The 13,553-nt window shown below is 45.7% G+C and carries 11 protein-coding genes; 8 read left to right on the forward strand and 3 right to left on the reverse strand.

The window, feature by feature from the left end; translation table 11 throughout:
- The first annotated feature begins 5 nt into the window (after positions 1 to 5).
- The 5 genes from AC4E8D_RS04295 to AC4E8D_RS04315 all read left to right on the forward strand — a co-directional run bounded on the left by AC4E8D_RS04295 (position 6) and on the right by AC4E8D_RS04315 (position 7,029).
- Complete coding sequence (locus tag AC4E8D_RS04295) at positions 6 to 1,580, forward strand: response regulator (RefSeq protein WP_221818758.1); 1,575 nt, start codon at positions 6 to 8, stop codon at positions 1,578 to 1,580.
- 175 nt (positions 1,581 to 1,755) lie between these two features.
- On the forward strand, positions 1,756 to 3,429 hold the full coding sequence (locus tag AC4E8D_RS04300; protein ID WP_260632549.1) for an extracellular solute-binding protein: 1,674 nt from the start codon (positions 1,756 to 1,758) through the stop codon (positions 3,427 to 3,429).
- A 136-nt stretch (positions 3,430 to 3,565) separates the two neighbouring features.
- Positions 3,566 to 4,540: an ABC transporter permease gene (locus AC4E8D_RS04305; protein ID WP_221818759.1), complete on the forward strand. Its 975-nt coding sequence runs from the start codon at positions 3,566 to 3,568 to the stop codon at positions 4,538 to 4,540.
- A 15-nt stretch (positions 4,541 to 4,555) separates the two neighbouring features.
- On the forward strand, positions 4,556 to 5,455 hold the full coding sequence (locus AC4E8D_RS04310) for a carbohydrate ABC transporter permease (RefSeq protein ID WP_017690606.1): 900 nt from the start codon (positions 4,556 to 4,558) through the stop codon (positions 5,453 to 5,455).
- A complete protein-coding gene (locus AC4E8D_RS04315) occupies positions 5,452 to 7,029 on the forward strand; it encodes a glycoside hydrolase family 43 protein (RefSeq protein ID WP_339181992.1) in 1,578 nt (525 codons plus the stop codon). Before AC4E8D_RS04310 ends, AC4E8D_RS04315 begins: the two co-directional genes overlap by 4 nt.
- 109 nt (positions 7,030 to 7,138) lie before the next feature.
- On the opposite strand, the gene AC4E8D_RS04320 is transcribed toward AC4E8D_RS04315, so the two are convergent.
- On the reverse strand, positions 7,139 to 8,083 hold the full coding sequence (locus tag AC4E8D_RS04320) for an alpha/beta hydrolase (RefSeq protein WP_449003593.1): 945 nt from the start codon (positions 8,081 to 8,083) through the stop codon (positions 7,139 to 7,141).
- Between the two features lie 197 nt (positions 8,084 to 8,280).
- Between AC4E8D_RS04320 and AC4E8D_RS04325 the strand changes: the two genes are divergently transcribed.
- From AC4E8D_RS04325 to AC4E8D_RS04335, 3 genes are all read left to right on the forward strand, one after another.
- Positions 8,281 to 8,610 carry an ArsR/SmtB family transcription factor gene (locus AC4E8D_RS04325; protein ID WP_017690603.1) on the forward strand — a complete coding sequence of 110 codons (330 nt, stop codon included), beginning with the start codon at positions 8,281 to 8,283 and terminating at the stop codon, positions 8,608 to 8,610.
- A 166-nt stretch (positions 8,611 to 8,776) separates the two neighbouring features.
- Entirely contained in the window at positions 8,777 to 10,552 is a 1,776-nt protein-coding gene (locus tag AC4E8D_RS04330) for a SulP family inorganic anion transporter (RefSeq protein ID WP_490205879.1), read from the forward strand.
- Positions 10,553 to 10,716: 164 nt separating this feature from the next.
- Positions 10,717 to 11,706, forward strand: a complete 990-nt coding sequence (locus AC4E8D_RS04335; protein WP_449003591.1) for a phosphotransferase — start codon at positions 10,717 to 10,719, stop codon at positions 11,704 to 11,706.
- A gap of 113 nt (positions 11,707 to 11,819) precedes the next feature.
- Here the strand turns inward: AC4E8D_RS04335 and AC4E8D_RS04340 are convergent, their stop codons facing one another.
- Both AC4E8D_RS04340 and AC4E8D_RS04345 read right to left on the reverse strand, forming a co-directional pair.
- Entirely contained in the window at positions 11,820 to 12,812 is a 993-nt protein-coding gene (locus AC4E8D_RS04340) for a DUF4003 family protein (RefSeq protein ID WP_449003590.1), read from the reverse strand.
- A gap of 72 nt (positions 12,813 to 12,884) precedes the next feature.
- Positions 12,885 to 13,250 carry a DUF6713 family protein gene (locus AC4E8D_RS04345; protein ID WP_017690584.1) on the reverse strand — a complete coding sequence of 122 codons (366 nt, stop codon included), beginning with the start codon at positions 13,248 to 13,250 and terminating at the stop codon, positions 12,885 to 12,887.
- Positions 13,251 to 13,553: the final 303 nt, after the last annotated feature.

Genomic DNA, 13,553 nt, shown 5'->3' on the forward strand with positions numbered 1-13,553 from the left:
AGGATATGATCAACGTGCTGATTGTGGACGATGAGCCATTTATTCGCCAAGGACTTCTATTGTTAATTGATTGGGAGTCTTACGGATTTCAGATTTGCGGTCAGGCTTCCAATGGCATGCAGGCATTGGAGTGTATACGCGCTATGCAGCCCGATCTGGTGATTTCCGACATTAAGATGCCGGAAATGGACGGAATGCAGCTTGCCAAAACTTTGTACGAGCAATATAACGGTGACATCAAGCTGATTCTTCTAAGTGGATTCTATGAGTTCGGATATGCCAAGCAGGCGATTAAATACCAGGTGGATGACTACATTCTCAAGCCTATTGTGAAGACCGAACTGGTTCAGGTGCTTGAGGAGTTCAGGAGCGCATTTAATGCGCGGACGGAAGAGAAGCGATATCAGCAAAAAAAAGATCGGATTATTATGGCTCAGCATATGCAGTCAATCTTGCTTGGGGTGGCTGAGGAGGATGCTGTTACGAGTCTGCAGTCCCACTATCAAGATGCCGGCATACTGCGTTGCATCCTGATTGAGGCGGAAGCCGGTCCAGAACAGGGAACGGATTGGTGCGCTCGGGTTGAGGCGTGGGTGGGCAAGCCCTTGCCGGGACAAATTTTGAAGCCCTTCACAGGTGATAAAAATGCGGTTCTGCTCATGGTTACGGACCTGATGGTGAACCGTGAGGCAGTGACCTTGGAGCAATATTTGACCCGATTACATGCCGATCTGATCCATGGTCAAGAGGCGGCTATTGCTTGTTATGTCGGGAAGGAAGTACATGAGTTGGAGGCGCTGCACGAGTCTTATCAATCTTGCGGCATAATGAAAAGCTTACGTTTCTTCACCACTTGCAGGCCCATTTATTACTTCGAACTTATGGATACGACCTTATTTGTTAATCGGCCGGGACAGTTCGAAAAACAATTGTTTGATGGGCTAGTCAAGTCTATTGAGGAACAGCAGACGGATGAGTTATACAGTCATGCAAAGGCGATTTTTCAATTTTTTCTGGATGAGCGAATCGAGCCTGGTATTGTCCGCATCCACTTGCATTATCTGGCATACACTTTGCTGGATCTCGTGAACAACGATACGGTTACTCCAGATTCCGGGTTGATGGAATCGACTTTTCTGAAGGTGAACTACGCGATGTTATCGATGGAGGAAAACATTGAACATTTATGCGAATTCTCGCTCATGTGCGCAGAGAAACTGAAGGAGCAGCAAAAGTCGAATGCGATGGGCGTATTAGCCAAAATTGAGGCCTTCATTCACGAGCATTACAGAGAAAATATCAGTCTGAAATTGCTCGGGGAGCAGTTTTACATGAATAGTGCGTATCTGGGTCAGATTTTCAAAAAGCATTTCTCGATCAGCTTCAGTGATTATTTGAATCAATTGCGTATTGAGGAAGCCGCCCGGCTGTTGCGCAGAACAGATCAAAGAGTATACGAAATCGCAACAATGGTGGGATATCGGGATTCCGATTACTTTATTAGCCGGTTCGAGAAACTCATGGGGGAGACTCCTGCACAATATCGTAAAAGTGCCCATGCTGCGTACTCTCTTGATTAACATCCTGCACTCCTTGACGGAGCGGCGGGATATTTTTTTTCGCAGATGCTGGAATTAGTGGGATTCCATCTATAGTTTATCCCGTTGAGAGGGGCATGGAAGCATGATAATTTTAAGTCAGCCTTTGGAAAGCGCTTTCCAAAAAGCTTCTGTCAATATAATCGATGGAGGGGTCATGATGAAAAAGGATGTTAGAAAAAGAATCAAGTATAGTGCTCTGTTAGCTTTAATACTGGTCATCGCACTCACTGGATGTACAACGGGATCATCCTCGAAAGGGGAAAAGACAGCAGATGGAAGGGAATTGAAACAATTTTCCGCATTTTTTGCCGTACCGGGAAAAATTGCGCCTGACGATAATCGGGTGTTAAAGGCCATTGAGGAGAAAACAGGCGTCAGAGTCACGATGGACTGGCTTACGGGCCAAACAGCCAAAGAGCGGATTGGCGTACTCATTGCAGGCGGCGAATATCCCGATTTTATCGATGGGAGTGATGGTACTCAGCAACTGGTAGCAGCAGGGGCGTTAGTACCACTTGAGGATTACATCGATAAATATCCAAACATCAAAAATTACCTGGGCGAAGACTGGAAGAAGATGAAAAATACGACGGATGGACATATCTACTTCATTCCTCAATTCGGAAATATACAAGAAAAGTCGATGAAAGTATCCCATGACGGAGAAGCATTCTGGATTCAGAAGGCCGTACTGGAGTGGGATAATTATCCGACAATTAAAACGCTTGACCAATACTTCGACTTGATTGAACGGTATAAAGCAGCTCACCCGACCGTTGATGGTCAGCCAACAATTGGATTTGAAATTATCTCCTATGACTGGCGTTATTTCGCACTGGAGAACCCTCCGCTCTTCATGGCTGGTTATCCGAACGAAGGCGCAGCCATCGTTGATAAAGAAACGCTGACGGCCAAAAACTATAATACCATTCCGGAAGCAAAGGCATATTTCAAGAAAATTAATGAGGTATATCATCAAGGCCTGGTCGATAACGAAACCTTCACAGCAAACTATGATCAATATATCTCCAAAATTTCAACCGGACGTGTGCTGGGCATGGTGGATCAAGGATGGCAGTTCCTTGACGCCGAGGCATCACTCGTGAAGCAAAAATTGTATGACAAAACCTATGTACCGTTGTCCATTACACTCTCCGAGGATGTTAAAGGGCGCTATCAGAACAATCCAATCCTTAATGTGAATGGTGGCTTGGCTATTACAAAGAGCTGCGAGGATATCGAGGGAGCACTTCAATATATTAATGATCTGTTGGACCCTGAGATGGAAGTATTGAGAACCTGGGGACAGGAAGGCGTGGATTATCAAGTCGATGACAAAGGCGTGTTCTCCAGAAATGAGGAGCAACGTGCGAATTCCAAAGATCCGGACTGGGTACTGGCGAACACGGGAAGCCCATTGGTCTATTTCCCGCATCATGAGGGCATGACCGCTGACGGGAAGAATGCCCTTGACCCTAAGGAGCAGCCGGAGGAGTACCTTGCCACATTGAATGACATCGACAAAAAAGTGTTGAAGGCCTACGGATTCACGAAATTTACCGACTTCCTTGAGCCTGCGGAGGAAAATGAACCGTGGTTCCCAATCTATACCTATAATTTTGAACCAAATAAACCGGAGACCATCGCCAGACAGAAAATGGACGATGTAAAACGCAAATGGTTGCCAAAAGTGATTATGACTTCACCATCCGAATTTGATAAGGCTTGGGAAGAATATCAAGCCACGCTTAAGGAAAGTGCAGATATTAAAGCGTATGAAGATGCGCTGACGGAAGAAGTCCGCAGACGCATGGAACTGTGGGGATAAAGGCCTGTCACACAGAAAGGCTATGGGGAACCCCGTAGCCTTTCTTACACGCTAGATTGGGAGATTGGATAGGAATGGAATCGATTCACCCAGACTGGGTGATATAGATAAACTCGTAAGCAAGGAGAGAAAAAACATGGCCAAAAAGGAGTTGCAGCCTTCGTTAAAAACCAGCCATATCCCAGCGGGAACAAGCTGGATCGGGTATAACCTTTCCAGAATGAAAAGTCAGCGACAATTAATGTGGATGTCATTTCCGTTTATTGCGTTTATCGCTATTTTTGCGTATGGACCATTATGGGGCTGGTTGATGGCGTTTCAGAATTATAGACCGGGCATTGGTTTTATGGAGCAGGATTGGGTGGGAGTGGAACATTTCCGAACGTTATTCACGGACCCTACCTTTTTACGTGTTATTCGCAATACGCTGGCGATGAGCCTGATCAGTCTGTTTCTGGGATTTGTCGGCTCAATTGGTCTGGCGCTCTTATTGAATGAACTGCGAATGGTATTGTTCAAACGCGTGGTACAGACGGTTTCCTATCTGCCACATTTCCTGTCGTGGATCATCGTAACAGGTATCGTTGCGAATGTATTGTCAACCGAAACAGGAATAGTGAATGTGCTGTTGACGAAATTGGGCCTGATTGATGCACCGATCAATTTTTTTGCCGAACCCAAATACTTCTGGGGGATTGTAGGTCTGTCCAGCATGTGGAAGGAAATTGGCTGGGGCACGATTATTTATCTGGCGGCCATGGCGTCGATTAATCCGAGCCTGTACGAGGCAGCTTCCATCGACGGAGCCGGACGGTTTCGTAAAATGTTCAATGTCACGCTTCCAAGCATCAAACCAACGATTATTATCCTGCTCATCATCAACGTTGGTAACGTACTGAACGCAGGTTTTGAGATTCAATACTTGTTGGGGAACGGACTTGTGCAGGATGTATCCGAGACGATCGACATTTTTGTTTTGAAATACGGGATTAATCTCGGCAACTACTCACTTGCCACCGCAGCAGGCATTTTCAAAAGTGTGGTCAGTCTGGTGCTCATATTTATCGCCAACGGGATTGCCAAGTCTCTTGGTGAAGAGCGATTGATATGATAAGGGGGCAGAGCTGTGAAGAGATTTAGTAGAAAACGAAGCTTGGGAGACTCTATTTTTTCCATCACCAATGGCATATTTATGTTGCTTGTCATGGTTGTTACGTTATATCCTTTTTTAAACACCATTGCCGTATCTTTCAATAACGGGCTGGATACGATTCGCGGGGGGATCTATCTCTGGCCGAGGGAATGGACGCTGCAAAATTACGTCTCCGTATTCCAGAATCCGAATCTGACGCAAGCCGCATTTGTTTCGGTTGCCAGAACCGTGGTGGGAACGGTTGTACAGCTGTTCTGTACAGCCATGCTGGCCTATGTACTGAGCCGCAAAGAGTACATGTTTAACAAATTGGTCACGACGCTGTTTGTCATGACGATGTATTTCAGCGGGGGCTTAATTCCGGGATACATGCTGATCAAACAAGTGGGGCTGCTGAACAGCTTCTGGGTATACATTATTCCCGGCTTGATCGGGGTGTTCAACATGATCGTCATTCGTACCTACATTCAGGGACTGTCGGAGGGATTAATTGAATCCGCGAAGATGGATGGAGCCGGAGATTTTAGGATTTTCATGCGTATCGTGCTTCCGCTATCCAAGCCGGTTCTGGCTACGGTTGCACTGTTTATTGCTGTAGGTCAGTGGAACTCCTGGTTTGACTCCATGTTGTACACGGCGGGAAATCGGAATTTGACCACCTTGCAGTATGAGCTGATGAAATTGTTATCCTCTGCGACCTCACAGGGGGGAACCGTCAACGTGGATTCATTCAAAAATGTAACCAACATGGTGACGCCTGTGTCCATTCGGGCAGCCATCACGGTTGTGACGGCAATGCCGATCGTTTTACTGTATCCGTTCTTGCAAAAATACTTTGTGACTGGACTAACCATTGGAGGGGTAAAAGAATGAAAAATGCAAATCAAGTCGAACAATGCACGTTTGATAATCCGATTATGCCCGGGTTTTATCCAGATCCATCCGTCTGCCGGGTGGGTGAAGATTTTTATCTGGTGACATCCACATTTGCCTATTTTCCTGGCGTTCCGATCTTTCAGAGCCGTGATCTAGTGAATTGGAAACAGATTGGCAATGTGCTGGACCGCCCTTCGCAATTAAATCTTCAGGGAGCAGGCCATTCACAAGGGATATTCGCTCCAACGCTTCGGTATCATGAAGGCACCTTCTATATGATTACAACCAATGTATCACATGGCGGCAATTTTATTGTAACCGCTACCGACCCGGCTGGGCCATGGTCTGATCCTTATTTTATTGAAGGCGCAGAAGGCATAGATCCTACGATTTTTTTCGATGACGGCAAAGCGTATTACCTAGGTACACGTCCTTGCTCTGAGGGAGTTCGTTATAATGGCAATTGGGAAGTTTGGCTGAGAGAGCTTGATCTGGGCAGTATGAAGCTGGTGGGAGACAGTTACGTTCTGTGGCGCGGGGCGATGGTGGATGTTATCTGGCCGGAAGGTCCGCATCTGTATAAGATCGATGAATATTACTATTTATTGATTGCAGAGGGAGGCACAGGGCCAAACCATGCGGTGACCATTGCTCGTAGCAAAAGTTTGACCGAAGGATACGTCGGGAATCCGAATAATCCAATCATTACACATCGCCATTTGGGTAAGCGTTACCCTGTTGTTAATGTAGGACATGCCGACTTGGTGCAGGCTGCGAACGGTCAATGGTTCATGGTCATGCTTGCTTCGCGTCCATATGGAGGGAGCTATAGCAACCTGGGGCGGGAGACGTTCCTTGCTTCTGTTGTTTGGGAGGACGGATGGCCTGTTGTCAATGAGGGCCGCGGCATCCTGGAGGAGCAGGGCACGTTGGATTTGAAGCCTGTTCCGGTGGAGCCACAACTGCGTTTTGACCATTTTGACAGCGATCGTCTGGGTTTACAATGGATGTTCCTGCGCAATCCTCAGGAGGATCTCTATTCATTAACCGAACGAAAAGGATACTTGCGACTGAAGCTGAAACCGCAAACATTGAAGGAAAAAGAAAATTCCAGCTTTGTTTGTCTGCGTCAAAGGCATATGGATTATGTCGCAGCTACAGCGATGGAATTTGTGCCCGGAAATGCAAACGAAACGGCTGGTCTTGTCGTCATTCAGAACGATCAGTATCACGTACGGATTGAGCGTGCTCTGGTCGAGAATCAGCAGGTGCTGCGTGTGGTGACCGTTATAGATGGTCAGGATAGCCACATTGCGCAAATCGCGCTGGATGATGAAGTATCGCGAGTGTATATCAAACTGGCTGCGACAGGTCAGCAACTCAACTTCTATTACAGCACGGATGGAAGTCGGTATCATCTGGTGGCGGAACAGGTGGATACAAGCAGCCTGAGCACCGAAGTAGCCGGTGGCTTTGTTGGCTGTTGTATCGGAATGTTCAGCAGCAGCAACGGTACTTCTTCCGATCAGGTAGCAGACTTTGACTGGTTTGAATATGGTTCATATAAATAATATTTAGATGACAGAATAACAGCAAGAAAGCTCAATCCGGTGGCGGTAGTCCAGGGATTGAGCTTTTTTTCGTTCTTTTTGCGAAAGGGCTATGGGGAGGCATTACAGTCTATTGTTCAGCTTCATGTGCTGAGCTTTTTATGATGTTAACTATTTTACGCTGCGCATCCCTGGCTTCCGGAATCGGATAGAGGACAAAGACATGGTTCATTTTGGGGTAAACGTACGTTTGATGATCGATTCTTTGATCCGTCAGAAGTCTGTCGAGCTTCATATTATCAGGAAACAAACCCTCGTGGGTTCCGATAAAGATGCTAATTTTGCCCAGACCGGCGAAATCTCCGTAGATTGGACTGATTAACGGATCGTTCAACGGTTTGTCAGCTGCCCAGATCCGCCGGATGACATCATACCCTTCCACAGCGAGCATAGTGTCGCGGGTCTCGTAATCGAATATGACCGGATTGTCCAGCACCATATCCACACAAGGTGATAACAAGATGATATCTTTGGGCTGCGGGAGATCATGCATCTTCAGATAATGGGCCAAGGCCAGGGATATGTTCCCGCCTGCGGAATCCCCCATAATGGTGAGTTGTGCCGGGTCGTCCACGGAGGCAAGCAGATCCCGGTATAGATTAAGCAGTTTCGGATATGTGTGCTGATAGTTAAAATGCGGAACCTTTGGATAGATGGGAGCAACAACTTTGGCATTCAGGGCCTGAGCCATATGGTCCATGAATTTCCAATGTAAAGACAGCGGCTGGTGTGTATGCGCCCCGCCATGAATGTAGAGAATGACCTTCTGTTCACGGGAATGCTGATCGTTTAAGGTAAACACCTGCATGTCTTCATGGGAGCGATCTTTAATGGAAGATGACAGTTTTGTTTTACCCAAGGTATAAGGTTTAATGTTTTCCAAGCCCATATGATCCAGGTGTTTGCGGGTAAGCTCGCGTGTTGAAAAAGTTTTCTTGGTATCTAACGTTCCGATATATTTCTCGAATAGAAAGCTCGTTAACGAGCGTTTGTGATTATGGATATACATGTTCATTAAGGAATCACCCTTCCTGATGGAGTTCAGATATACGATCTGTGGAGACTATAAGTAAAGTATAAAGGTTGAAGTGTACTTCAAGGTCAATCTTAACTTTTATATTAAAAAACCGTTTACGGTTAGAGTAAAGCATGGTACCCGTTCTATGTTATGATATTTGCATCTTCAAAAGTTCGATTGAAGGGGCATAGCGTATGAATCAGAGCATACAACAGTTTAAAGCGGATTTTTTCAAAGCGTTGGCACACCCGATGCGAATTCAGATTCTGGAGCTGCTGAGTGAAGGAGCCAAAAACGTGAATGAACTGCAAAGCATTCTGGGATCGGAAGGCTCTGCCGTTTCACAGCAACTGGCTGTATTGCGCAGCAAAAACGTTGTCCACGGAATCAAAGAAGGGACAACCGTCACCTATTCGCTGCGTGATCCGCTGATTAAGGACCTGTTGGCAGTCACCAAACAGATTTTTGACAATCATCTGGTTGATGCCATTTCCATGCTGGAAGATATTCGTAAAGAGTCCTGACACAATAAACAAGAGCAACTGGGTGTAATCACCGGAGGTTCTTGTTTTTTTGTGTTAAGTTCCTGCTGGGATTGTGCGTAATCCGATTGACAGGACGTATGCAGGGGAGTAATCTTTTAAATATATTCAAATATTCAAATATATGAAGAAAAGAAGGTTTTTGTGCATGAAATGGATGGGGAGATATGCAGGGTACAATGCTGCCGCTTTTCGCAAAGATCTGTTATCAGGACTGATTGTGGGTATCATTGCGATTCCACTCGGTATGGCGTTTGCCATCGCTTCCGGGGTCAAACCGGAGTATGGATTGTATACCACAGTAATCGCCGGGATTCTCATTTCCTTGCTGGGTGGGTCCAAGTTCCAGATTGGCGGGCCAACGGGGGCATTCATTCCGATCCTCTTTGCCATTGTGATGCAGTATGGATATGAGAATCTGCTGATCGCCGGAATGATGGCCGGTTTGATGCTTGTACTTATGGGCGTATTCAAGCTTGGGGCATTAATTAAGTTTATTCCAAAGCCGGTGACTATCGGTTTTACGGCAGGGATTGCCGTCATTATTTTTAGCGGACAAATAACGAACTTTCTGGGACTTCGAGGCATCGAGAAACACGAGGATTTCTGGTCCAATATGAAAGAAATCGGGATGCATATCTCGACGATTAATATATACAGTGTGCTTACAGCTGGAATCTGTCTGGCTGTTCTTCTGCTTGTGCCCAGGTTTGCACCAAAGGTGCCTGCATCACTGGTAGGGCTGGTTCTTTCGACGGTAGTCGCGGCGTTCTTTTTTGAAGGGCAGGTGGCTACAATTGGTTCGTCCTTTGGCGCTATACTTAACACCTTGCCTCAGTTTCATGTGCCTGAGATCACTTGGGAGCGTATCGTGAACTTGCTGCAACCCGCTTTTGTCATCGCCATGCTGGGTGGAATTGAATCGCTGCTATCCGCAGTTGTTGCCGATGGCATGACCGGAAGTCGGCATAACAGCAATCGAGAGTTGATTGGGCAGGGGATTGCTAATATGGTGACGCCGTTATTTGGTGGTATTCCTGCAACAGGAGCGATTGCACGTACAGCAACAAATATCAAATCCGGCGCAGTATCGCCATGGTCTGGCGTGATTCACGGTGTGGTGGTTTTGCTGGTACTTGTTCTCTTTGCGCCATATGCATCCCACATTCCTCTTGCCAGTATGGCTCCCGTTCTCATGCTGGTTGCCTGGAATATGAGTGAACGGAGATCCTTCATACATGTCATGAAAACCCAAACGAGTGATTCACTCGTGCTGCTGATTACCTTTTTGCTGACCATATTTACAAGTTTAACAACGGCTGTAGAGGTGGGGTTGATTCTGGCGGTCCTTTTATTTGTTAAACGGATGAGTGAGATGTTGAAGGTTACCAAAGTACTGCCTGATCCCGATCATAAACATGAGAAAGTCATGGCCCACATGGTTCGGGAAGGACATGACTGTCCGCAAATAAGCCTCTATACAATTGAAGGGCCACTTTTTTTCGGCGCAGCGGATATGTTCGAGAAGTCGGTCATGGATTCGATTCATCGTCGACCAGGTACTCTGCTGTTGCGCATGGGCAAGGTGCCTTTTATGGATACGACAGGTGAATCCAATCTGGCCCGTGTTGTCAAACATATAGAGAGATCCGGGGGCAGGGTTTTACTTTCAGGCACTCAGGCGCAACCTCTGGAGATGCTGAAGAGAACAGGATTGATTGAACGGATTGGTTCGGATCATATGTTTGAGCACACGGGTGAAGCCATCAATTATGCATTAGTACATCTGGATGTTCAGAAATGCAGGGGGTGCAAACATTTTGCCTTTCGTGAATGTGCTGCATTGTCGAGCGCTGGCATCGACCCAGCGTGTAATAGCCTGTTGAAACCTGGAAAGCGAGTCAATGTAAATAGCCCTATCTAACCTGCTGATGAGAGATGGAACTATAGGAGTCCAAAAAGTATTACTCATTAAAATATATATTCTGGAAAATAAACGAAAAATATACTATGTTATAGGTTGATAGGTGAAGGATTACATCGTCCATCAGATGAGAAATAATCATATTAAACCGAAGGAGCAACCATATGTCTATTCAACCGACTGCTTTACGTTCAGTGCTTAACCCCAGGTACCTGGAATCTGCATTGAGGAATCACTATGACATTGGAACATGGGAAGAATGTTTGTTTTGGCTCAGAGGATTGAATGATACCTACCGGGTTCGCACGTCCAGTGGCATGTACATTCTTCGTATCTACCGCACTGAAATTACGGAGGCAGATGTTCAGTATGAGCTTTCGTTATTGTCTCAATTGAAGAACGTTCTAGGTTCTGCGGAACATACCGACATTGGAGAATACATCGAGAAGAAAGATCATACGGGATATACGGTGTTGGAGGCTGCGGAAGGCAAGCGGGTTGCTGTAATGTTTCGGTATATTGAAGGTACGGAGAACAACCTGGAGGATGAGGAGTCTTGTTACGCCTTTGGCCAATCTGCCGCTGAATTGCATGAGGCTATGGATCAGGTGAACATGGAGCTGCCACGATATGAGCTGGATCTGAAGTTACTTATTGACGAACCTCTTGAGCGAATTATTCACTTTATCGGTGAGAACAATGAAGCAGCAGCATTTCTCCATACGTTTGCCACAACATTAAAAGAACGCATCGTTGCCACTTCCAGACAAGACCTGGACTTTGGTCTGTGCCATGGCGATATGCATGGGAATAACAATGTGTTTCAACAGGAACATCAGTTCATCCATTATGACTTCGAGTGGGCAGCCAAAGGCTGGCGTGCTTACGATTTAGCTCAAGTGAAAGTTCGAAAAAGGCAGTCTGATGAGCGAAAAGCAGTATTATGGGATGCGCTAATGGCAGGATATCGTTCAGTCAGAAGCTTCTCTGCCGAAGATGAGCAGGCGGTTGATCTATTTATTGTTGCTCGCCGATTCTGGGTGATGGGATTAGATGTTGCTTTTATTGAGAGTGATATGGGTGCGCTGGACTATGGTTCGGATTGGCTGGATAGTTTCGTGGAAGAGTTCCGGGATACGGGGATTATATCCTAGCAAATGATGAATATTATTTTAGGTGTAGGTTTGAATGTTTTAAGACCCTTCCGAGTCAACTTGAACTCGGGAGGGTCTTTTTCATCTTATATTGAAGGTAACAGGGTCACTTATTAGTTCGATGATGCTGAAGAAGCGGCAGCAGCCGATGCTGTGGCAGCTGCGGCCATGGCGGCCTGCTGGGCAATAATAATGTTTGTGATACTGGTTGAAATTGCTGTCGTAAGCACACCGTTGCGCAGATTCTCCACATGTTGAATGGCTACCAGAGCAGACGAGAACAGGAGCAACTCCTGTTTGTCGATTGACCAGGCACCGAAGCCTTTTTGAGTCCGTAACCAGTCATTTGTTTCCGCGACTTCATCCACTAAAGAGTCTCTGTCCGAGGGCAACAGGGAGAGTATCCCGAGAGATGGTAACGTATACGTTTTGTCCATTCGAAGATCCCTTTTACGAAAAGCTTCATTTAAGGCAATCACACGAGCACCTGCATCCGGGATATCCTCTCCAAGAACCAGGACCTGTGTTAATGCCTGCACACTGTTTCTGGAAGAGAACTCCGGTTTTAATTCGCCATAAAGTTGTTCCATGCGTGCCACACCGGTATCTACTTCGAGATCGGAAAGGGCTAACATGGCAGCGAAAATGTAGTCATCCTGTCCAGTGAGGAAACGATGCTCTGCTTTCATGCCGTCATAAAATAATTTGGCCCGCTCCACCGTAGGTTGAAACAGGTCAGGTGATGTCTGAGTAGCGATCTGATAGGCAGCAATAACCAGATAATCAGAGTTGCGGAATTTGATCTCTTTCATCAAGTCATAGACATGCAAGGTGTCTGCCAGTCTCGTCTCTTCATCCGTTGTAAGGGAGAGCATGGCAGCAATGCTAACGGCCGAATTACCTCTAAAAGCAGAGAAGAGTTTTGTGTTTTGCTTAATCAACTCATGGCTTTGACGAATGGCTTCCCCATCCGCTGTTTTATTCTCCGCTGCATAGAGCAGGGCAGCCAGACGGTGCATCATCGCATGTTGCCATTTGAACGATTTCTTGATGATCTGGGTGTTGGAAACAAATAATTCAACTCGTTCTGCATGATGCTGCTGCATAGGCACACCTCCATATTCACTGTTATTCTACAATACCGTTCCAGCTTCCTTCATTCCGTCGGTGTAAACAGATTAGATGATTAGGAATATCAAATGAATTAAAGCGATTATTCCCATAGGGTAGATCAATGATCTGGAGAACCCGTTTTTAAATTCATTTCGAGGATGTTTTTCGAAAAAGAAGTGTAATACGGTATGTATGATGAAAAAAATATCCAGCACCCAAAATGTAATGGTCTGATATGAGCTAAAAAGAAGAGAGAGAATGATGGTATACATTGGCAGGTGAATCCAAGTGAAATACCTATAGGCCTTATCATCTTCCATATCTTTTAACACCATGAACAATTTCCACTCGGACCGCCGGATGGCATCCATTTCGTGAAGCAGAAAGAGAGACAGGTTAAACAAAAATAAAACCAGTAAAAAGTCAGGCATGTAAAGTCTCCCATTTTTCAATGTAATATGATCAAGATAATAATACGAAATAGCCCTTTGATGGTTTCAGGCATACCTATTGTCAGAGAAAATTTCGGGAGAGAATTAATGAATGCTTGATCGTAGTTTTAGAGGCTGTTTCAAAAAAATAAATATTTTCATTGTTTAATGTGCTAAAGGATTTTGCTGTGAAGTGTCGAATAATGTCAATTGATAGGTATTTTGAATCATGGGAGGCTGATCAGATAAGCGTTGCTTTAGACAGTAGCTACTCCACAATGAGGAAGGAACTGATGACCATTA

The sequence above is a fragment of the Paenibacillus sp. SRL342 genome (genome assembly GCF_984798905.1).